21 protein-coding genes and 1 tRNA gene are annotated in these 21,208 nt (G+C 64.2%); 4 read left to right on the plus strand and 18 right to left on the minus strand.

Going from position 1 to position 21,208, the window contains the following annotated elements:
- Window position 1: 1 nt before the first annotated feature.
- The 4 genes from acpS to rpoZ all read right to left on the minus strand — a co-directional run bounded on the left by acpS (window position 2) and on the right by rpoZ (window position 4,103).
- Window positions 2–421, minus strand: coding sequence for a holo-ACP synthase (acpS, locus tag N2604_RS25395; RefSeq protein WP_260370890.1), 420 nt, complete (start codon window positions 419–421; stop codon window positions 2–4).
- Window positions 418–1,170 carry a pyridoxine 5'-phosphate synthase gene (locus N2604_RS25400; protein ID WP_260370891.1) on the minus strand — a complete coding sequence of 251 codons (753 nt, stop codon included), beginning with the start codon at window positions 1,168–1,170 and terminating at the stop codon, window positions 418–420. Before N2604_RS25400 ends, acpS begins: the two co-directional genes overlap by 4 nt.
- A 45-nt stretch (window positions 1,171–1,215) precedes the next feature.
- On the minus strand, window positions 1,216–3,504 hold the full coding sequence (locus N2604_RS25405; RefSeq protein ID WP_260370892.1) for a bifunctional (p)ppGpp synthetase/guanosine-3',5'-bis(diphosphate) 3'-pyrophosphohydrolase: 2,289 nt from the start codon (window positions 3,502–3,504) through the stop codon (window positions 1,216–1,218).
- Between the two features lie 206 nt (window positions 3,505–3,710).
- Window positions 3,711–4,103, minus strand: a complete 393-nt coding sequence (rpoZ, locus tag N2604_RS25410) for a DNA-directed RNA polymerase subunit omega (RefSeq protein ID WP_007603391.1) — start codon at window positions 4,101–4,103, stop codon at window positions 3,711–3,713.
- A gap of 329 nt (window positions 4,104–4,432) precedes the next feature.
- Here rpoZ and N2604_RS25415 point away from each other — a divergent pair, with 329 nt between their 5' ends.
- Entirely contained in the window at window positions 4,433–5,077 is a 645-nt protein-coding gene (locus tag N2604_RS25415; protein ID WP_025036724.1) for an NYN domain-containing protein, read from the plus strand.
- Window positions 5,058–5,732 (plus strand): uracil-DNA glycosylase, encoded by a 675-nt coding sequence (locus tag N2604_RS25420; protein WP_260370893.1) that lies wholly within the window; start codon window positions 5,058–5,060, stop codon window positions 5,730–5,732. Before N2604_RS25415 ends, N2604_RS25420 begins: the two co-directional genes overlap by 20 nt.
- Here the strand turns inward: N2604_RS25420 and N2604_RS25425 are convergent.
- From N2604_RS25425 to dapA, 4 genes are read right to left on the minus strand one after another with little or no spacing between them, the layout of a single operon-like run.
- Window positions 5,729–6,310 (minus strand): peroxiredoxin, encoded by a 582-nt coding sequence (locus N2604_RS25425; RefSeq protein ID WP_260370894.1) that lies wholly within the window; start codon window positions 6,308–6,310, stop codon window positions 5,729–5,731. The genes N2604_RS25420 and N2604_RS25425 overlap by 4 nt on opposite strands.
- Before the next feature lie 4 nt (window positions 6,311–6,314).
- Complete coding sequence (gene smpB / locus N2604_RS25430) at window positions 6,315–6,788, minus strand: SsrA-binding protein SmpB (protein ID WP_025036727.1); 474 nt, start codon at window positions 6,786–6,788, stop codon at window positions 6,315–6,317.
- Window positions 6,789–6,847: 59 nt separating this feature from the next.
- Window positions 6,848–7,261 (minus strand): large conductance mechanosensitive channel protein MscL, encoded by a 414-nt coding sequence (gene mscL / locus N2604_RS25435; protein ID WP_260376307.1) that lies wholly within the window; start codon window positions 7,259–7,261, stop codon window positions 6,848–6,850.
- Window positions 7,262–7,316: 55 nt separating this feature from the next.
- Window positions 7,317–8,207 carry a 4-hydroxy-tetrahydrodipicolinate synthase gene (gene dapA / locus N2604_RS25440; protein WP_260370895.1) on the minus strand — a complete coding sequence of 297 codons (891 nt, stop codon included), beginning with the start codon at window positions 8,205–8,207 and terminating at the stop codon, window positions 7,317–7,319.
- A 278-nt stretch (window positions 8,208–8,485) separates the two neighbouring features.
- On the opposite strand from dapA, the gene N2604_RS25445 reads away from it, so the two are divergent.
- On the plus strand, window positions 8,486–10,906 hold the full coding sequence (locus N2604_RS25445) for a lytic transglycosylase domain-containing protein (protein WP_260370896.1): 2,421 nt from the start codon (window positions 8,486–8,488) through the stop codon (window positions 10,904–10,906).
- Between the two features lie 283 nt (window positions 10,907–11,189).
- Here N2604_RS25445 and N2604_RS25450 read toward each other — a convergent pair whose 3' ends face one another.
- Both N2604_RS25450 and N2604_RS25455 read right to left on the minus strand, forming a co-directional pair.
- The gene (locus tag N2604_RS25450) at window positions 11,190–11,501 is read right to left on the minus strand and encodes a DUF3551 domain-containing protein (protein ID WP_260370897.1); all 312 of its coding nucleotides are present in this window, start codon (window positions 11,499–11,501) and stop codon (window positions 11,190–11,192) included.
- Window positions 11,502–11,623: 122 nt separating this feature from the next.
- Window positions 11,624–13,126 (minus strand): porin, encoded by a 1,503-nt coding sequence (locus N2604_RS25455; RefSeq protein WP_260370898.1) that lies wholly within the window; start codon window positions 13,124–13,126, stop codon window positions 11,624–11,626.
- 734 nt (window positions 13,127–13,860) lie between these two features.
- Here N2604_RS25455 and N2604_RS25460 point away from each other — a divergent pair.
- Window positions 13,861–13,953: transfer RNA gene (locus N2604_RS25460), tRNA-Ser, on the plus strand.
- Window positions 13,954–14,100: 147 nt separating this feature from the next.
- Here the strand turns inward: N2604_RS25460 and N2604_RS25465 are convergent.
- The 8 genes from N2604_RS25465 to N2604_RS25500 form a co-directional block, all read right to left on the minus strand.
- Window positions 14,101–14,310: a hypothetical protein gene (locus N2604_RS25465; protein WP_260370899.1), complete on the minus strand. Its 210-nt coding sequence runs from the start codon at window positions 14,308–14,310 to the stop codon at window positions 14,101–14,103.
- 93 nt (window positions 14,311–14,403) lie between these two features.
- Window positions 14,404–14,670 (minus strand): hypothetical protein, encoded by a 267-nt coding sequence (locus N2604_RS25470; protein ID WP_260370900.1) that lies wholly within the window; start codon window positions 14,668–14,670, stop codon window positions 14,404–14,406.
- A 1,588-nt stretch (window positions 14,671–16,258) separates the two neighbouring features.
- Window positions 16,259–17,737 (minus strand): Asp-tRNA(Asn)/Glu-tRNA(Gln) amidotransferase subunit GatB, encoded by a 1,479-nt coding sequence (gatB, locus tag N2604_RS25475; protein WP_260370901.1) that lies wholly within the window; start codon window positions 17,735–17,737, stop codon window positions 16,259–16,261.
- The gene (locus N2604_RS25480) at window positions 17,734–18,036 is read right to left on the minus strand and encodes a hypothetical protein (RefSeq protein ID WP_260370902.1); all 303 of its coding nucleotides are present in this window, start codon (window positions 18,034–18,036) and stop codon (window positions 17,734–17,736) included. The genes gatB and N2604_RS25480 overlap by 4 nt, the downstream gene beginning before the upstream one ends.
- Window positions 18,027–19,502: an Asp-tRNA(Asn)/Glu-tRNA(Gln) amidotransferase subunit GatA gene (gene gatA / locus N2604_RS25485; protein ID WP_260370903.1), complete on the minus strand. Its 1,476-nt coding sequence runs from the start codon at window positions 19,500–19,502 to the stop codon at window positions 18,027–18,029. Before gatA ends, N2604_RS25480 begins: the two co-directional genes overlap by 10 nt.
- Window positions 19,499–19,711 carry a hypothetical protein gene (locus N2604_RS25490; protein WP_027547180.1) on the minus strand — a complete coding sequence of 71 codons (213 nt, stop codon included), beginning with the start codon at window positions 19,709–19,711 and terminating at the stop codon, window positions 19,499–19,501. Before N2604_RS25490 ends, gatA begins: the two co-directional genes overlap by 4 nt.
- Window positions 19,712–19,725: 14 nt before the next feature.
- Window positions 19,726–20,013, minus strand: coding sequence for an Asp-tRNA(Asn)/Glu-tRNA(Gln) amidotransferase subunit GatC (gene gatC, locus N2604_RS25495; RefSeq protein ID WP_260370904.1), 288 nt, complete (start codon window positions 20,011–20,013; stop codon window positions 19,726–19,728).
- 76 nt (window positions 20,014–20,089) lie between these two features.
- Window positions 20,090–21,166, minus strand: a complete 1,077-nt coding sequence (locus N2604_RS25500) for a nitronate monooxygenase family protein (protein ID WP_260370905.1) — start codon at window positions 21,164–21,166, stop codon at window positions 20,090–20,092.
- Window positions 21,167–21,208: the final 42 nt, after the last annotated feature.

Here is a 21,208-nt window from a genome sequence, read left to right on the forward strand (position 1 = left end):
GTCAGGGCTTCGCCAGCGGCACGGCCGAAATGATGACGAAGGCCTGCGCCAGCGGCCAGTCGTCGGTGATCGAAACGTCGATCCGCGCCTCGAATCCCTCCGGTGTCAGGGCCTGGAGCCGGGCCAGGGCGCCGCCGGTCAGCTGCATGGTCGGCCGCCCGCCCGGCAGGTTGACCACCCCCATGTCGCGCCACCAGACGCCGCGCCTGATGCCGGTGCCGAGCGCCTTGGAGCAGGCCTCCTTGGCGGCGAAGCGCTTGGCGTAGGTCGCCACCACCATCTTCTCGTTCTTGGCCCGCCGCTCCGCCTTGGCCCGCTCGGCGACCGTGAAGATGCGGTCGAGAAACCGCTCGCCATGGCGCTCGATCACCTTGGCCACGCGGGTGATGTCGATCAGGTCGGAGCCGATGCCGATGATCATGCCCGGCTCCGGCCACGGTCCATCGCCGCGCGCATGCTGCGCACGGTCTCGGCCAGCCCCACGAACAGCGCCTCGCCGATCATGTAATAGCCGATGTTCAGCTCCACGATTTCCGGCAAGCCCGCGATCTTCTCAGCCGTCGCATAGTCCAGCCCGTGACCGGCGTGAACCTCCAGGCCCGCGTCGTTCGCCAGCTTCGCCCCCGCCACGATCCGCTGCCATTCGGCCTCGGCCTTGTCGCTGTGGCCGTCGACGACGGCATCGCACCAGGCGCCGGTATGGATCTCGATCACGGGCGCGCGCAGCCGTGCCGCCATCTCGATCTGGGCGGGGTCGGCCGCAATGAACAACGAGACGCGGATGCCGGCCTCGCTCAGCCGCGCGATATAGGGCGCGAGCGCGTTGTGCTGACCGACCACATCCAACCCGCCTTCGGTCGTCACCTCCTGGCGCCGCTCCGGCACGAGGCACACCGCGTGCGGCTTGGTGGCGAGCGAGATCCGCATCATGTCGTCCGTTGCGGCCATCTCGAAATTGAGCGGCTTGGAGATATCCGCCTTCAGGCGCGCCATGTCCTCGTCGCGGATGTGCCGGCGGTCCTCGCGCAAATGTGCGGTGATGCCGTCGGCGCCGGCCTCGATCGCGAGCAGCGCCGCGCGCACCGGATCGGGATGGCGGCCGCCACGCGCGTTACGCACGGTTGCGACGTGATCGATATTGACGCCGAGGCGGAGCGGAAAAGCGGGCATTTCAGGACTCACGAAATCAGAGGGAGCGACGCATGCAACATGGGCCTATCCATTAACACGTTCGACTTTGGCGACCACCGCCTTCGCACGCAGCTGGGCCAGGATCGCGCTCAGGTGCTTCAGATCGTAGACTTCGAGATCGATCGTCGTCTCCGTGAAATCGGGCGAGCGGCGCTGCATGCTGATGTTGTCGATGTTGCCGTCGTGCTCGGCGATCACGGTCGCGATCTGCGCCAGCGCGCCGGGCTCGTTGACGTTCTCGACCTTGATGCGGGCGGGGAAGCGCTGCGGCGCAGAATCCTCGATGTCCCAGCGGACGTCGAGCCAGCGCTCCGGCTCCTCTTCGAAATCCTTCAGGGCCGGCGACTGGATCGGATAGATCGTGATGCCTTCGCCCGGCGTGACGATGCCGACGATGCGATCGCCGGGGACGGCGCCGCCGTTCGGCGCGAACTTCACCGGAAGATCGGAATTGATGCCGCGGATCGGGATCGCAACCGGGCTGCGCGCCGGTTCGGAGACCCCCTTCTCCTTGAGCTTGGCGGCAAGCCCCTTCTTGACGCCGTAGCGCGCGATGCGCTCCTCCTTGTAATCCGGGTACATCGCACGCGCGACATGGGAGGCCTTGATCTCCCCTCGCCCCACCGCCGCCATGACGTCCTCGATCGAGGTGCGCGCGAGCCGCGGCAGCGCGCCCTTGAGCTTGTCGTCGGCGTATTCGATCTTGGCGCGCTCAAACAGGCGCTCGACGATGCGCCGGCCGAGCCCGACATATTGATCGCGCACCGCGGTGCGTGTGGCGCGGCGGATCGCGGCGCGCGCCTTGCCGGTGACGGCCAGCGTTTCCCAGGCCGAGGGTGGCGCGGACTGCGCCTCCGAGGTCAGCACCTCGACCTCGTCGCCGTTCTGAAGCTCGGAGGACAGCGGCGCGAACTTGCCGTTGATCTTGCAGCCGACCGCGCTGTTGCCGACGTCGGTGTGCACCGCATAGGCGAAGTCGATCACGTTGGCATGACGCGGCAGCGCGATCAGCTTGCCCTTCGGGGTGAAGCAGAACACCTGGTCGTGGAACAGCTCGAGCTTGGTGTGCTCGAGGAATTCCTCCGGGTTCGCGCTTTCCGAGAGAATGCCGATGGTGTGGCGCAGCCAGGCGAAGGCGTTGGACTCGCGCTTGAGGAATTCGGTCGGCGAACCCACGCCCTCCTTGTAGAAGACGTGCGCGGCGATGCCGCGCTCGGCGATCTGGTCCATCTCTTCGGTGCGGATCTGGAGCTCGACGCGCTGATTGCCGGGGCCGATCACGGTGGTGTGGATCGAGCGGTAATCGTTCTGCTTCGGCGTCGAGATGTAGTCCTTGAAGCGTCCCGGCACGACCGGCCAGGTGGTGTGGACGATCCCGAGCGCGCGATAACAGGCCTCGATGTCGCTGACGACGAGGCGGAAGCCGAAGATGTCGGATAATTGCTCGAAGCCGACCGACTTGCGCTCCATCTTGGTCCAGATCGAGAACGGCTTCTTGCGCCGGCCATAGACCCGCGCCCCGAGGCCCCGGTGGCGCAGATTGTTGGAGAGCTGGTCCTCGATCTCGCCGATCAGGTTGCGGTTGCGCTCGGCGAGCGCATCGAGCCGCTGCATCACCACCGAATAGGCTTCGGGATCCAACGTGCGGAAGGACAGATCCTCCAGCTCCTCGCGCATCTCCTGCATGCCCATGCGGCCCGCCAGCGGCGCGTAGATGTCCAGCGTCTCCTCGGCGATGCGCCGGCGCGATTCCGTCGGCACGAAATCCAGCGTGCGCATGTTGTGCAGGCGGTCGGCGAGCTTGACCAGAAGCACGCGCACATCGTCCGCAATGGCCAGCAACAATTTGCGCAGGTTCTCGGCCTGCTTGGCCTCGCGCGAGACCAGCTCGAGCCGCTTCAGCTTGGTCAGCCCCTCGACCAGCGCGCCGATTTCGGGTCCGAAGATCTGGTCGATCTCGGCCCGAGTCGCCTCGGTGTCCTCGATCGTGTCGTGCAGCAGCGCGGCCACGATGGTGGCGTCGTCGAGCTTGAGGTCGGTGAGAATCGCTGCCACTTCGAGCGGGTGCGAGAAATACGGATCGCCCGAGGCGCGGGTCTGCGAGCCGTGCGCCTTCATGGCGTAGACGTAGGCCCGGTTCAGCAGGTCTTCGTTGGTGTTGGGATTGTAGGACCTGACACGCTCGACGAGGTCATATTGACGCATCATGCGGGCGCGGGGCCTGGCCGGGCGAGCAACCGGCGCAGTCGGGGCCACGGCAACCGATTCGGTTGCGGCCTGCATCTGCGTGGATCTGCGGCGCCGATATACCATGCCGTCCTGCCTTCAAACGGGCTAGAACCGGCCCGTTGTATACACCCTAACTCCGATCGCGCTCGTGTCCGATCAATTCAGTGACCGGGCAAAGCGCCAACCGACAGCGCTATGGTAACCACGAAAAGGTCAACAAAAGCAAAGGCCCGAACAGCAGTTCGGGCCTTTGATATGATCACAAGAAGTCGATGATCGCGATGGAGGAATTACTCGTCTTCCTCGGGCTGCTCCTCGGGAGGCGCGAGGCCTTCCAGGCCCTTCAGCAGCTCCTCTTCGGTCATGCGCTCCACGGCGACCTCGGTGTCGTCGGCATCGACGCTTGCGCCCGCGGAACCGATCAGCGGCACCGTATCCGGCTCGGGCTCATCCACCTCGACGAACTTCTGGAGCGAGTGGACCAGCTCCTCGCGGAGGTCCTCAGGCGAGATCGTCGTCTCGGCAATTTCACGCAAAGACACAACAGGGTTCTTGTCGTTATCGCGGTCAACCGTTAGTTGTGAGCCGGACGAGATCATGCGGGCACGGTGGGCAGCCAGCAGGACCAAGTCAAACCGGTTGTCGACCTTGTCGATACAATCTTCTACGGTGACGCGAGCCATGGACTGTCGCTCCGTTGTGGGTGGGACGAAATATGTGGATGATTGGGGCTAGTTATAGGGGCCGGGACGGTTTCGCAAGACCATTTTGTGATTTGGCCTCGCCAAACGGCTCTGCTACCCCCACATTGGGGCTGGGACGGGTGGTTTTCCGGGCTGCCGTTGAGGGCGGCCCCGGGTGTATGCAAGTCCGCCATAACTATACCTTGATTGCCCCGACTTCTCCGGATTTGCGGTTTCGACGGGTCTCTGCGGCACTCTAGAACTGCGCGGCCTGCTGTCGCCGCGCCAACAAAAAACGATCAATCACGAACACTACGCGAGCAAACTGAATGTCACCTTCTCCTACCAACAAGATCGCGCTCTTCATCGACGGGGCCAATCTCTACGCGACGGCGAAAACCCTCGGCTTCGACATCGACTACAAGCGCTTGCTGAAGGAGTTTCAGAGCCGCGGTACGTTGTTGCGGGCGTTCTATTACACCGCCATCATCGAAGACCAGGAATACTCCTCGATCCGCCCGCTGATCGACTGGCTGGACTATAACGGCTACACCGTCGTCACCAAGGCGACCAAGGAATTCATCGACGCCTCCGGCCGCCGCAAGGTGAAGGGCAACATGGACATCGAGCTCGCCGTGGACGCCATGGAGCTCGCCGAGCACATCGACCAGATGGTGCTGTTCTCGGGTGACGGCGACTTCCGCTCCCTGGTCGAGGCCGTCCAGCGCCGCGGCGTGCGGGTCACGGTGGTCTCCACCATTGCCAGCCAGCCGCCGATGATCGCCGACGAGCTGCGCCGCCAGGCCGACGTCTTCACCGACCTCGTCGAGCTGCAATCCAAGCTTGGCCGCGATCCGTCCGAGCGCCCCGCCCCGCGTGACCGCGGCGAGCGTGGCGAACGTCACCACGCCCCGCAATTCCTCCAGCGCGCGACCACGATGGCGCCGAGGGGCGATGACGACTTCGAGGAGTGAGGCGGCCCGGTCCAGCCGCCAGCCTCTCACAATCGTTCCCGACCGTGACTGCCCGCTCTGTCCGCGCCTGGTCGCCTTCCGCGAGGCGAACCGCGCGCGCGAGCCATCGTGGCACAATGCGCCGGTGGCCCCCTTCGGCGACATCAAGGCCCGCCTCCTGATCGTGGGCCTCGCGCCGGGAATGCAGGGCGCCAACCGCACGGGGCGGCCGTTCACGGGCGATTATGCCGGCGACCTGCTCTACGCCACGCTGATCGAATACGGCTTTGCCAGGGGTACCTATCAGGCGCGCCCGGACGACGGGCTGAAACTCGTCGACTGCCGGATCGCCAATGCCGTGCATTGCGTGCCGCCGCAGAACAAGCCGTTGCCGATCGAGATCAACACCTGCCGCCAGTTCCTCGTGGCCAATCTCGCGACGATGCCGAACCTGCGCGCGATCGTCGCGCTCGGGCGGATTGCGCACGACAGCGTGCTCAAGCCGCTGAACCTGAAGGCCTCGCAAGCCGTCTTCGGCCACGGTGCGGTGCATCAGGCAGGCCGGTTCAGGCTCTACGACAGCTATCACTGCTCCCGCTACAACACGAACACCGGCGTGCTGACGCCGGACATGTTCAGATCGGTGTTCGCGAAGGTGAAGGCGGATCTCGACTAGCTATTGACGGGATTCGCCTTGAGCCAGGCCAGCACGTCGCCGGCGTTCCGGTCGGGCGGAAACACGGGATAGAACACGTGCGTGATCCTGGCATCGTCGATAACAAGCGCGAGGCGCTTGATCAGCGTCAGGCCCGCGACCTCCATGGTCGGCAAATTCAAGGCGCGTGTCAGCGCCAGCTTCTCATCCGAGAGCACCGGGAACGGCAGATGCAGGCGCGAGGCCATCTCGATCTGGTAGTCGTTGCTCTGGGTCGAGAGGCCGAACACGTGCGAGGCGCCGGCGGCTTTCAGCTCGGCGTAGAGATCGCGGAATGCGCAGGTCTGGGGCGTGCAGCCGCGCGCCCCCGGGATCATGTCCCAATCGTCGACCAGCGCGATCTTGCCGGGCTCTCCGGTGCGGGGATAGGCGAACACGACGGTGCGGCCGCGCAGCGCCGACAGCATGACCGACGTGTCGTCGGTCGCGAGCAGGCCGATCGGCGGCAACGTCATGCCCTCAAGATGCGCAGCGGCGCCGTCGTCGGAAGGCGCGGGAATCTGGCTCCAGTCGACCTCGAGCAGGTTCCGTTGATTCATCTCGTCATCCCCTCGCGCGCAGCAGCCGGCCCTTCTCCCGGCTCCAGTCACGCTTCTTCTCGGATTCGCGCTTGTCGTGCAGCTTCTTGCCCTTGGCAACCGCGAGCTGCAGCTTGGCCCGGCCGCGCTCGTTGAAGTAAAGCTTGAGCGGGATCAGCGTCATGCCCTCGCGGTCGACCGCGCCGATCAGCTTGTTGATCTGCCGGCGGTGGAGCAGCAGCTTTCGCGGGCGCTTGGGCTCGTGGTTGAAGCGGTTGCCTTGCAGATATTCGGGAATGGTGGCGTTGATCAGCCAGATCTCGCCGTTCTTGGAATCGGCATAGGATTCCGCAATCGTGCTCTTGCCGTTGCGGATCGACTTGACCTCGGTGCCGGTCAGCGCAATGCCCGCCTCGATCGTGTCCTCGATGGCGTAGTTGAAGCGCGCCTTGCGATTTTCCGCCATCACCTTGATCGGACGTTCGTTCTTATCGGCCATGACGGGCAAACCTGATCGAGATGCGCTCGGATTCTAACAGTTCGGATGAAGTGGGCGCGTCACTTCTTGAGGAGATCGCGGATCTCGGTCAGCAGCTCGACCTCGGCCGACGGCTTCGGCGGAGCGGCGGGCGCCGCCTCCTCCTTGCGCTTCAAGGTGTTCATGGCGCGGATCACCAGGAACAACACGAAGGCGACGATGATGAAGTTGATCGTCAGCGTCAGGAAGCTGCCGTAAGCAAGGACGGCGCCTTGCTTTTTCGCATCCGCTAAGTTGGTGGCAGTGACCGCCTTCGACAAGGGGATGAAGTAATTCGAAAAGTCGAGGCCGCCGGTGACCGCGCCGATGATCGGCATGATGATGTCACCGACCAGCGAGGTGACGATGCCGCCAAAGGCCGCGCCGATGATGACGCCGACCGCGAGATCGACGACGTTCCCTTTCATGGCGAACTCGCGAAACTCCTTGAGCATCCGCGCGCCCTTTTCGTCCACGCTCATGAAAGGCTCCCCCCGAACGGCTAATGCGTCAGTTGATCAGGCCGGCGTGAACCATCGCGCTGCGCACGGCAACCCGGGTCGGCTCGGACACCGGAACCATCGGCAGCCGCAACGCCTCGTCCAGCTTTCCGAGCAGCGACATCGCGTACTTGATCGGCGCCGGATTGCTTTCCATGAAGAGGTTGTTGTGCAGCGGCATCAGCTTGTCGTGGATCGCGAGCGCCGCCTTGGTGTCGCCCTTCTGCCAGGCCGCGTGGAACTCCGAGCACAGGCGCGGGGCGACGTTCGAGGTCACCGAGATGCAGCCATGGCCGCCATGGGCCATGTAGCCGATGATGGTGGCGTCCTCGCCGGAGAGCTGGTTGAAATCCTCGCCCATCGCGGCGCGCTGCTGCGAGACGCGGACCATGCTGGCGGTGGCGTCCTTGACCCCGGCGATGTTCTTCAGCTCCCACAGCCGCTTCATGGTGTCGACCGACATGTCGATCACCGAGCGTGGCGGGATGTTGTAGATGATGATCGGAATCCCGATCGCATCGTTGATCGCCTTGAAGTGCTGGTACATCCCTTCCTGGGTCGGCTTGTTGTAATAGGGCGTGACGATCAGCACGGCGTCCGCGCCCGCCTTTTCGGCGTGCTGGGAGAGCTCGATCGCCTCCTTGGTCGAGTTGGAGCCGGCACCGGCGATGACGGGCACGCGGCCCTTGGCTTCAGCGATGCACCATTCCACGACCTTCTTGTGCTCGTCGTGGCTGAGCGTCGGGCTCTCGCCGGTGGTGCCGACCGGAACGAGGCCGTTGGTGCCCTCGGAGATCTGCCAGTTGACCAGGGAGCGAAACGCCGCCTCGTCCAGCGAGCCGTTCTTGAACGGGGTGACCAAGGCGGTGAACGACCCTCGGAATTTCGTCTTGGCTGCCATGGACTTCCTCCGTACGCGGCTTTCTTGAGCAAGCCCCCTTCATATCGGGTCTATCCGGCCGGTAAAAGGCCCGGTTCGGTGCCAGGCTGGGTTTAGGTCGCGATTTTGCCGCGGTGCTGGTGCAAATCGGCCCGAGGTAAGCGGCTGTTGGTATTTTCTCCGCATATTCAAGCAAATTCAGCTAGGTCTTGAGCCACTTCACTGATTCGGGGCGACCAAACGCCGTGACCTCCTTTGCTCCTGCCGCGTGGCGATCCCTGGGTATGGCCGTGTGCCTGATGGCAGGGCTGTCGATGGGCTGCGCCGCCCTCGCCAAGTCCAACGAGACGGCCGCGGAGACCAAGGATCCCGCCAAGCCGGCCACCAAGGACGCGGCGAAGGGCCCGACCAAGGGATCGACCAAGGAAACAGTGAAGGACACCGCCAAGGGAACGGTCAAGGGAACCGGCAAGGACGCCGCGAAGGCTGCGAGCAAGGGTGCGCCCGGCACCCCCGCCAAGGACGCCGCGAAGAAGCCAGACGCCGGCAAGAATGCCAGCAAGGAACCGGCGAAGGACAAGCCCAAAGACAAACCCAAGCCTGCGGCCGCAGCCCCTGCAGCCGCGCCAAAATTAGCGCCGACTGCGAGCGGCGCGCCGCCCAAGGCAGCCCCCGGCCCGGCTGTGACGGCCACTATCAAACCGACTGCGCCGGCGCCCGCCAGACCGGCCGCAGCTCCCATGCTGGCACCTGCAACCCGCCAGCATGCAACGCCGCGCAAGCCGGTCATCCCGGCCGCCGTCGCGTCGACGTCGTCGACATCGCAGGCCGACAAGGACACGCTGGAGAACGTCATCGAGCTCGTGCGCAAGCGCAAGGCCGGCGATGCCACCAATGCCGCGGCCGGCATCTCCGATCCGGTCGCGCGAAAGCTCGCCGAATGGATCATCCTGCGCAGCGACGACAATGGCGCGACCGTCGAACGCTATCGCGCCTTCCTCTCCGCCAATCCGAGCTGGCCGTCGCAGACCTTCCTGCGCCGGCGCTTAGAGGCCGCGATGTGGGACGACAGGCGCGACGATTCGGTCGCGTGGTCGTGGTTCGAGAACGAGTCGCCGATCTCCGCCAAGGGCCGCTTCACGCTCGCCAAGGCGATGCTGGCGCGCGGCGACCGCGCCAATGCCGAGCGGCTGGTGCGCGAGGCCTGGCGCGGCGATCCGGTGTCGGAGGATACCGAGAACAACGCGCTGGACCAGTTCGGCGCCCTGCTCACGCCGGGCGACCAGAAAGCGCGGATGGACAACCTGCTCTACGGAAGCGAGAACGAGGCGGCGCTGCGCGCCGCCAAGCGCCTCGGCGCCGGCTATGTCGCGCTCGCCAAGGCCCGCATCGCCGCGGTCAAGAAGGCGCCGAACGCGCGGGCGCTGCTCGATGCGGTGCCGCGCGAGCTGCACAGCGATCCCGGCTTCATCTTCAGCAAGATCCAGCTCCTGCGTCGCGAGGAGAAGTTCACTGAAGCCGCCCAGCTGATGCTGTCCGCGCCGAAGGATCCGGGTCGCCTCCACAATCTCGACGAATGGTGGATCGAGCGGCGCCTCTTGGCGCGCAAGATGATCGACACCGAGGAATTCCGCAGCGCCTATCTGATCGCGCGCGACGCCGCCCTGCCCTCGCGCGACATCTACAAGACCGAGCAGGAGTTCACCGCCGGCTGGATCGCGCTGCGCTTCCTCAACGACCCTACGACCGCCGCCCAGCACTTCGCCCGGATCGGCGTCGGCAGCGTCAACCCCACTACGCTGGCGCGTGCCGGCTATTGGCAGGGCCGCGCTGCCGAGGCGCTGGGCCGCCAGCAGGAGGCGCGCAACGCCTATGCGCGGGCGGCCGAGCAGTCGACCAGCTATTACGGCCAGCTCGCGCGCGCAAAGCTCGGCCTGCCGCAGATCGAGCTCAACAACCAGCCGCGCGGGCGCGGCGCCGAGCGGCTCGAGATCGTGCGCGCAGCGCAACTGCTCTACGAGCTCGACGAGCGCGAGCTCGCGGTGCCAATGCTCGCCGACATGGGCGAGAACGGCGATCCCGAGGCGCTTGCCGGCCTCGGCGAGCTGACGCAGCGCTATGGCGATGCGCGCGGCATGTTGCTGGTCGGCAAGGCCGCACTCAACCGCGGCCTGCCGTTCGACTTCTACGCCTACCCCGTCAACGGCATTCCTCAATTCACGCCGATCGGGCCCGAAGTCGAGCGCAGCATCGTCTATGCGATCGCGCGGCAGGAGAGCGCCTTCAACCCGTCGGTGGTCTCGCCGGCGCAGGCCTACGGGCTGATGCAGGTGACGCCGGATGCCGCCCGCTACGTCTGCAAGCGTCACGGCGCAACCTACGACCTCGGACGGCTGAAGAACGATTCGGTCTACAACGCCACGCTAGGCTCGGCGGAGCTGGGCGGACTGCTCGAGGATTATCGCGGCTCCTACATCATGACCTTCGCCGCCTACAATGCCGGCCGCGGCAGCGTGAAGAAGTGGGTCGAACGTTACGGCGATCCGCGCGACCCCAAGGTCGACGCCGTCGACTGGGTCGAGCTGATTCCGTTCTCCGAGACGCGCAACTACGTGCAGCGAATCATGGAGAACCTTCAGGTCTACCGCGCCCGCTTCGGCGGTGGCACCCGCCTGCAGATCGAAGCCGATCTGCGCCGCGGCGCCGGAAGCGTGGAATAGCACGGGTCGATCAGGCAGACCCTGCCCCTCGAGCATGATCCGGAAAAGTGTGTAGCGGTTTTCCGAATAGATCATACTCGAACAAGACCCTAAAGCGCGATGACGGTTCATCCTAGTCGCATCGCGCTTTAGGGCATGATCCGGAAACGTGCGCAGCGGCTTTCCGAAAAGACATGCTCGCGCAATAATCCGGAGCGCGATGACGGCTCATCGTCATCGCTCAACCTTCAGGCCGGGGCAGAGCTCGCACGCAAGCGCGAAGCACCCTCGATCGCAGGATTCCTCACCACATCCTGTCGCGGGCGGACCGGCCGTGAGGTGGGCGGACCGGGCGGACCGAATTTGGCTGGGACCAATATGGGTTCGCGAGGCACATCGCCGGCAATCCCATCGCAGAAGCCTTGCAGTCCTCCCAGGACCGGTAGCCGCAGTAGATCTGGTTGCTGCCGCCCCACTCCCATTGCTGAAGGCACACTGGATAATTGGGGTCCAAGGGTTCGGCAGCTGCCGGCGCGAACACCGCCGTAACACCGGCAACCATCGATGTCGCGGCGAGCACGCTCAGCATCCGCCTCAAGCTCGTCGAAATGTTCATGGTCAGAAGCTCCCTTGCCGCGGTCTCGAACGATCCGCCTTTTAGGTGCCCACTCCTTGACCCGCAAATAAAAACCCCGGCAGTTTCCTGCCGGGGTTCTCTGATCAATCGGAAGATTGATCTTAGAAGGTGCGCTGAGCGCGGAGCATCAGGATCAGCGAGTCCTGGTCCTTCAGCTCGTACACAGCTGCCGGCTTCGCGGCAGTTGCGACCGCAGTGTTCGCACCGCTGATCGTACCGGAGTACTTCTGATCCAGACGCGAATAGCTCAGGTCGGCCGTGAACGCCAGGTTCTTGACCGGGGTCCAGACGGTGTTGATGCCGATAACGCCGAAGTTGAAGTCCGGGTTACAGGTCGCACCAACCGACGGGCCGAGAGCAGCGAAGTTCGCGCAGATCAGCGCCTTCGCATTGGTGCTGTAGCTCAGAGCACCATAACCGCCGTAGATCGCGCTGACCCAGTTCGGGCTCCAGTTGTGGGTGTAGCCACCGCGGACGCCCCAGGTCTTCGTGGTCTCGATGCCACCGCCGGCAGAGCTGAACACGCCGTCAGAGATGCCAGCAAAACCGACGCTCTGGTAGGCACCAGCCACGCCCGTGCCGCTGTACATGAAGAACGACTGCGGGAACAGGATCTGGAAGTTCTCTCTCGACATGCCATCGGTGTAGACGGCCTGCAAGTTGATCGAGTCGCCCGCACCGGTCGGGATGTTCTTGATCGACAACGAGCCCTGCACCGCCCAGCCCCACTTGTCCGACGGGTGACCCGTGGGTTCCGTCGTGCCGTAGTAGGCGGCATGCAGCTCATGCGCAGCAACCGAGAACTGGGCAAGACCCCAAGCCTGGTCTACGCGAACTGCGCCGACGATGTCGGGAGAGCGCGTTCCACCCCAGCCGTTGTTGCCGTAGACGCCCTGAACGAACGTCGCAGCATTGGCAGCGTTGATGTTCCACAGGTTACCCTGGCCGTTGGACTGAGTGGTCGGCTCTTCGATCGCGATCGAAGCGGTGATGCCCTGGCCGAAGTCAGCCGTATAGGCGACCTGGTTGATACCGGTCACGTGGTTGGAACCGCCCGGAATGGTATCGGGACCGCCAGCCGGATAGCTCTGCCACGGCGCGTCGAAGATCGAGACGGTGCGGCCGAAGGTGAAGCCAGCGAACTGGATGAACGCATGGTAGAGGCCGAGCGACGGTTGCCCGGTCGAGAAGGTACCCGGATTGCTGCCCGTGACGTTCAACGTATCATAGCTGAAGATCGTGTCAGCATAGGTACGAACAACGCCGTACTCGGTCGCCGTGCGGGTATCGATATTGAAGTCCAGACGAGCGCGGCTGTAGTAGTAGTTCGTCAGACGGTTGTTCGAGCCACCGTTCACGGTGCTCTGGCTATACCTGAAACCGTAGTCGCCAGCGCCACCGAGAATCATGTCAGCGCGGACGTAACCACCCAGCTTGATGCAGGTGTCGGTGCCCGGGATGTAGTAGAATCCCGCACCGTACAGGGAGCAGATCTTCACGTACTCGACCGCCTTGGCCTTCACGGGGAGATCGGCTGCCTGAGCTCCGCCCACGGCGATCAGACCCGCCGCTGAGCCGAGCAAAAGGCTCTTAACCAACTTCATGTTAAACCTCCAAGTTGCTCTTCAGGGAAGGTCACTGACCGGACGGCCAATTCCCCAACCCCCTCTAAATCACCGCTTTCGGCCCCTTCGCGCCTTCGGACACACCCGCATGAACGCGAGGGACTTAAGCGAATGACCTAAACGGGACGACCTCGGGATGCCCCCCTCCGTCGCTCAGTCACAATTACCGAACGTCCTTGCACACACAACAAGAGAACGCTCCGAAACGGGCCGGTACAGCGTGTTTTCCAACGGGTGTTGCACAAATAACACGCAGATGTGATCAGACCGCTCTCGCAACGCATTGTTTAGACTGACGTTTTCGGAGCGGTTCCAAACGCCATCAAAGTTCCCCACATGAGGCGCCGCGCGCGAGACCGCGGCTTGGACCGGCTTTGACGCGCTCGAATCGTGGAACCAGAAGCAGACTCAAGTCGGCAGACATCAACCGCCTCCCCCCTGCGCAATCTGACGCAAACAGGCCCCTGCAATGCCTCGGGCACTCTCTATATGAAGGCCTCGGCCGCGCGATGGATCGGGCCGGACAGCGCGGCGAGCCAGGATGCAGAAGTGCTAGTCCCTCTCTGCACCTTTGAATTTCCTCGCAAATTCAGCGCCACGCCCTCGTCCGAGAGCAAACCCGCGTTGTTTCGCAAATCACTGGGAATATTCGAACGAAAACACGCGCTTCCAAATTGACCAGCCCGAGCAAATAGATGCATAAGGCTCGCACCGGAGAGGTGGCCGAGTGGCTGAAGGCAACGCTTTGCTAAAGCGTCATACGGTCTCAAGCTGTATCGAGGGTTCGAATCCCTCCCTCTCCGCCACCCGCCAGCAGAATCCCGGCAGCAGAATCAAGATCTCTGCATTCTTTCAGCGGAAAGCGATCGGTGGCGCCGACACGAGAGTTCCGGGGAAGGATGAGCCCGGCGAGCCCGCGCGATTCACGCGCTCCTTATATGTATGTAGCCCATCTAGATGCCGGATCGCCAAACCCGCCAATGCGAGGGCAATATCAGCACGGCCTCGCCGGCCCAAACGTTGAACCAGATGCCGCCCTTGCGCCGGCATGGAAAGGACCAGGGCACAATTCCCGTCTTGTGCAGACGCCCGAGCTCCAGATCGCACTCGTCGGGAGCGATCTGAATCGGCAGCCATCGTCCATTCGTAGCCTGGTTGCTCATGCCGTCAGATCTTAGGCGGCGGCATGAAAGAGAAACTTGCTTCAGCGCAATCGAGCCCACCCGTGCGAATACGGGTCAGAGGCGATTCTCACCTCAATGCGCACAGACCCAGGCCCTCGCCTCACGCTGCGCGGCGGAGATCTCGGCGTCCGACATCTGCCCGGCGACTTCCTGGCGCAACGCCACGGCGTCCTTGCGGCCCTTCAGCGCGGCGAGATTGAACCATTTATGCGCGGCGACGAGATCGACGATCCCGGAACGGCCGCTCGCCCAATAGATCCCGCGCTCGAACAGCACGTCCGAGAGCGCGCTCGCGTCGACCGGCGTTGCCGTCTCCAGATCGAAAGTACCCTGAAACATCACGCATCCCCTTTGTTCTTATGCCGCCTCGTCCCCCGAGCGCGGCTCCCGTCCAACTCTGATGTGCATGACCCTTCCCGGGATCGCGCACTGTTCAACTCTTCCCCATCGCCGTTTGCCGGCTTGTTGGAGGCGATGATGGCGGGCAAATTTGAATGGCAGTTTAAGTATCGCGATGAAGCAGACGTAAACGCGACCACGCGGCGCGCGCGGAAGATTCAAGAAGTCCCCGATTTACAGGCACTTCTGTCATTCGTCAGATTCGGTTTACCCTGAGATTTCAGGACATCGATAACCATCGCGCGCGGTGGCGCGGGTCGTGTGGTTAGAATGTGAAGGGCGGATGCCTGTCGTGGCCGCACCCCGTGCTGTCATTCCCCGCCACCGGGTCTCGCCTTCGGCGAGCCCGATGACAGGCTCCGGCAGGGAATCCAGCACGCCGCAGCTTATCGATTCAATCGCTGCCGTCTGGGAGTACTGGGCGAATTCAACCGGTCAAGCCGGGCGATGACACCGCGAACGGAGAAGCGGCGTACGAAACCGTGCATCAGGCCGCAGCCCGGACGTGCGCCAAGGCAGTTCGAGCTAGGGCGCGATGAGCTCGCGCGTTTCAGGTCAGTAATATCGAATGGGGGAAAGGAATGCCGGCAATGCCCCGGCTTCAAGGGAACGAGGGCGTCGGCGAACACGTCAGGACCAGATTCCACTTTGGCCCGAAGGCCTGTCGTGAAATTGCGGAGCCCGTTTGAGGAGAACCGCACCGAACGAAGAAAACTCGTTTCTTCTGCCGGACCGCGAAAGAGAACGGTCCGACCGTTGACCTGATGTCTCGCCGACACCCTCTATCGTCGACCAGAACCTCTAGGAGGCGCTGATGACGTGCCGGCTATCTGGAGCCGGCAACTTCAGAAGCGAAGTTACTTCTTCTTCTTCGCGACCTTGCGGGTCTTCTTCGCAGTCTTCTTCACTGCGCTCTTCGCCTTCTTCGCCTTCTTCGCTTTCTTGGCCATGTTGCCCTCCGATGTGTGAGATGGCTTTAATCGCTGCGTGCACTCGGGGATCGAATGCACTTCATCCCGAATACACCAACACGAAGAAAAAAACAGCTTCTCGCTTAAAGAAGTGTTGACGCAGCAAGGCGCGTGCGCTTGGCGGGCGCGACGCACGCGCTTCGTACGACGTGCACTTGCGATCATGCAGAGCGCTCGCATCGTCGACGTTCGCGAACGAAGCGATTGCACGAAAACACTATGCAGCAAGTATTTTTTCGCACGCACGCATCGCGCGCGATCGACGCGACGATGCGCATCGACAATCGCGCGGCTGCCTCGCGAAGGCGTTTCGCGGACTCTGAGTCGCGACTTTTGGCAACGAAAATATTTTCATGCTTAACGGCGCGGGCGCTCGCCGGAGCGCGTTCGAGCCGCCGTTTCGGCCGAATCGCGCGGCGGCGATTCGGCCGCCGCATCGCCGTCGATCGGGATGAAGTTTGCCGTCGAGGATGCGCGCGAGCGTCGCACCGAGCGCCGGAAGGGAGGTGACGAAACGCGACGAAACGTGTCCGTCACCTCGTTCGAATGCGGGAGGCTTAGACGCCGAGCTTGGACTTGAGCAGGTCGTTGACGCTCTGCGGGTTGGCCTTGCCGCCGGACGCCTTCATCACCTGGCCGACGAACCAGCCGAGCGATTGCGGCTTGTCCTTCACCTGCGCCGCCTTGTCGGGATTGGCCGCGATGATGTCGTCGACCACCTTTTCGATCGCCGAAAGATCGGTAACCTGCTTCATGCCGCGGCTTTCGACCGTCGCGCGGGGATCGCCGCCCTCCTGCCAGACGATCTCGAACAGATCCTTGGCGATCTTGCCCGAGATCGTGCCCTCGCCGATCAGGTCGATGATCGCAGCCAGCTGCGCGGCATTGACGGGCGAGGCCGTAATATCCCGGCCTTCCTTGTTGAGACGGCCGAACAGCTCGTTGATCACCCAGTTCGCCGCCATCTTGCCGTCGCGGGCGCGGTTGGCGAGCTTGTCGAGCACCGTCTCGTAGAACAGCGCGCTCTCGCGCTCGGCGACCAGCACGCTCGCATCATAGGCCGAGAGGCCGAAATCGGCGACGAAGCGCGCCTTCTTCTGGTCCGGCAGCTCCGGCAGCTTCGCCTTCAGCTCGTCGACGAATTCCTGGCTGAACTCCAGCGGCAACAGGTCGGGATCGGGGAAGTAGCGATAGTCGTGCGCCTCTTCCTTCGACCGCATCGAGCGCGTCTCGCCCTTGTTGGGATCGAACCGGCGCGTCTCCTGCTCGATCTCGCCCCCGTCCTCGAGAATCTCGATCTGGCGCCGCGCTTCGTACTCGATCGCCTGGCCGATGAAGGCAATCGAGTTCATGTTCTTGATCTCGCAGCGGGTGCCGAGCGGCGCGCCGGGCCTGCGCACCGAGACGTTGACGTCGGCGCGCAAGGAGCCCTTCTCCATGTCACCGTCGCAGGTGCCGAGATAGCGCATGATCGAGCGCAGCTTGGTCACATAGGCCTTGGCCTGCTCGGCGTCGCGAATATCAGGCTTCGAGACGATCTCCATCAGCGCCACGCCAGAGCGGTTGAAATCGATGTAGGACAGCGACGGCGATCGGTCGTGCAGCATCTTGCCGGGATCCTGCTCCAGATGCAGCCGCTCGATACCGATGGTGGCGGTCTTGCCGCCGTCGAGATCGATGATCACCTCGCCCTCGCCCACGATCGGCGATTTGTACTGGCTGATCTGGTAGCCCTGCGGCAGGTCCGGATAGAAATAGTTCTTGCGGTCGAACACCGAGCGCAGGTTGATCTGCGCGTTGAGGCCGAGCCCGGTCCGGACAGCCTGCCTGACGCATTCCTCGTTGATGACGGGCAGCATGCCCGGCATCGCGACGTCGACCAGCGAGACATGGCTGTTCGGCTCGCCGCCGAACGCGGTGGACGCGCCCGAGAACAATTTCGCGTTCGACGTCACCTGGGCATGGATCTCCATGCCGATGACCATCTCCCAGTCACCAGTCGAGCCCTTGAGAAGCTTGTGCGTGGCCGTGCTCATGTCCTGCTCCCGAGCAGCGTGGCAGCGATCCGCTCCCACTCCGCTTCCAATGAATCCTTTGCCGCCGGCTGCCCGGCCTGGCGATACCAATAGCCGGCATTGCCGAGATCGCCTTCGACGCGGTGCAAATAGGCATGCACCCAGGCGGCCTCACGGCTGCTCTCGTCCTGAACGATTGTGTGCGCGCGGTCCCAGTCGCCCTTCGCCGCCCACCAGAGGCCGGCAAGCGGCGCGCTCAAGTCCGGCGCGGGCGCCGCGCCGCCGAGGCTCGCGATGAAATCAGCGACATTCACCACCACCTCGCGGGCGTGAAGCGGCCGGCGGCCTGCTCGATCACCTCGCCGAGCGAGAACAGCGTCTCCTCATCGAACGGACGGCCGATCAATTGCAGGCCGAGCGGCAGGCCCTGCGCGTCCTTGCCGGCGGGCACCGCGATGCCGGGCAGGCCCGCCATGTTCACGGTCACCGTGAAGATGTCGTTGAGATACATCTCGACCGGATCGGCGCCGCCCTTCTCGCCGATGCCGAAGGCCGCCGACGGCGTCGCCGGGGTGAGGATCGCATCGACGCCCCTCGCGAAGCAATCCTCAAAGTCCTTCTTGATCAGCGTGCGCACCTTCTGGGCCCGCAGATAATAGGCGTCGTAATAGCCGGCCGAGAGCACGTAGGTGCCGATCATGACGCGGCGGCGCACCTCCGCGCCAAAGCCTTCGGCGCGGGTGTTCTCGTAGAGCTCGATGATGTTCTTACCCTGCTCGCGCAGGCCGTAGCGCACGCCGTCATAGCGTGCGAGGTTCGAGGACGCTTCCGCCGGCGCCACGATGTAATAGGCCGGCAGCGCGTATTTGGTGTGCGGCAGCGACACCTCGACGAGCTCGGCACCGGCGCTCCTGAGCCACGCCGCGCCCGCTTCCCAAAGCTTCTCGATCTCGGCCGGCATGCCGTCGAGACGGTACTCCTTGGGGATGCCGATCTTCATGCCCTTCACGGACTTGCCGATCGCCGCCTCGTAATCCGGCACGGGGATATCGACCGACGTCGTGTCCTTGGGATCGTGTCCGGCCATCGAGCGCAGCAGCATCGCGGCATCGCGTACGCTGCGCGCGATCGGACCTGCCTGGTCGAGCGAGGAGGCAAAGGCGACGATGCCCCAGCGCGAGCAGCGGCCATAAGTCGGCTTGATGCCGACGGTCGCGGTGAACGCGGCCGGCTGGCGGATCGAGCCGCCAGTGTCGGTCGCGGTCGCGCCCATGCAGAGCAGCGCCGCCACGGCCGAGGCCGAGCCGCCGGACGAGCCGCCCGGCACCAGCGTCGTGTTGCTGCCCTCGCGTCGCCAGGGATTGCCGACGGGGCCGAAGCACGAGGTCTCGTTGGCCGAGCCCATCGCGAACTCGTCATTGTTGAGCTTGCCGAGCATCACCGCGCCGTCGCGCCAGAGCTGCGAGGTGACGGTCGACTCATACGTCGGCACGAAATTGCCGAGGATTTTCGAGCACGCCGTGGTGCGTACGCCCTTGGTCGCGAACAGATCCTTGATGCCGAGCGGGATGCCGGCGAGCGGGCCGCCCTCGCCCTTGGCGATCTTCGCGTCCACGGCCTTGGCCATGTCGCGCGCGCGATCGGGCGTCTCCATCACGAAGGCGTTGAGCACGCGCGCAGCTTCGATCGCGGAAAGATGCGCGTCGGTCAGCTCGAGCGACGTGAAAGTTTTCGCCGCGAGACCCTTGCGGGCTTCGGCGAGCGTCAGCGATGTCAAATCGGTCATTTATTGATCGGGCTGCAGAAGAACGGAGACAGGGTCTTGTCGTTGGCCGGGTCGTCTTTTTTGGCGGCGGCTTTCGCGGCCGCCTCGATCTCGTCGAGCACGGCATTGACGGCGACGTTGGGGTCGGCAGCCTTGCCCTGCCGCTCCATCTTGTCGAGGTAATTCATGTAGGCCTGATAGGCCTTCTCATCGTCGCAAAGCAGGCACATCGGACCTAACCTGTTTATTCAACGACCTTCGGCACCAGGAAGAAGTGACCTTCAGTCGCGGGCGCGTTGGCAACGATATCGTCGGCGATCTCGCCGTCATCGACCACGTCCTGCCGCTTCTTCATCTGCATCGGGGTGACCGAGGTCATCGGCTCCACGCCCTCGACATTGACCTCCGAGAGCTGCTCGACGAAGGCGAGCATGGCGTTGAGCTCGCCCTGCAGATGCGGAACCTCGTCCTCGAAGACCGCAATGCGCGCCAGATGCGCGATGCGGCGGACGGTAGCGGCGTCGACGGACATTATATAAGGCCTCTTACGGCAAAACCTATGTGCCGTATAGCAGAGGCCGGTTTTGCGCCGCAACCGGCGCTTCCCCCTATCCGGCGAGGGCCTTCATGCGCGCCAGCGCCGATTTGGCGAGATCCCGGGTCAATTCGGCGGCGGGGACCTCGCGGCCGAGCGCAACGGCCTGTCCCGCCCAGAGATTGGTGAAATCGACCCTGCCCTGCTTTTCGGCAGCCGCCTTCAGCGGCCCAAGCGCGGTCGCAGCGTGGGGAAACGGCGGCGCGTCCGGCGAGACCGGGCCGGCCTCGCGCATCAGCCGGTTCTGCACCCCGCGCGCAGGCCGGCCGGTCATGACATTGGTGATCACGGTGGAATCGTCGTGCGCCTCGGCGAGCGCCTTGCGGCCGCCCGCGCTGACCTTGGATTCCGGACAGCGCAGATAGGCGCTGCCGATCTGCACGCCGGAGGCGCCGAGCGCGAAGGCTGCGGCAATGCCACGCCCATCGGCGATACCGCCCGCCGCGATCACCGGCACCTTCACGGCATCGACGACCTGCGGCACCAGCGCGAAGGTGCCGGGCTGCTCGGCGATCTTGTCGGTCAGGAACATGCCGCGATGGCCGCCCGCCTCGGCACCTTGCGCGATCACGGCATCGACGCCGCGTTCTTCCAGCCAGACCGCCTCCTTCACCGTCGTCGCGGACGAGATGACGAGGCAGCCCGCCGCCTTGACGCGCCTCAGCAGCGCTTGCTCCGGCAGGCCGAAATGAAAGCTGACGACTTCCGGCTTCAGCTCCTCGACCACATCGCAGAACGCCGCATCGAACGGCGCGCGGTTCGCAGCCGTGATCGGCGCAGAGGGATCGAGACCATGCTCGGAGTAGTAACCCGCGAGCCGCTGCTTCCACCGCGCCTCCGCCTCCGCCGTCAGCTCGACCGGCGTGTGGCAGAAGAAGTTCATGTTGACCGGCGCCTTGACGCGCTGGCGAATGAGACCGACCTGCTCACGCGCCTTCTCCGCCGAGATCATCGCACACGGCAGCGAGCCGAGCCCACCGCCCTGCGCCACGGCGATCACCAGCTCCGCATCCATCACGCCCGCCATCGGCGCCAGCACGATCGGGAATTCGGTCTTGAAGAGATCCATCAGTCGACGGTCAGGCCACATGGTTTGCTCACTCTCGTTCTTTCTTATCCTCCCCTGGAGGGG

Source organism: Bradyrhizobium sp. CB1015, from assembly GCF_025200925.1.
Classification (GTDB): domain Bacteria; phylum Pseudomonadota; class Alphaproteobacteria; order Rhizobiales; family Xanthobacteraceae; genus Bradyrhizobium.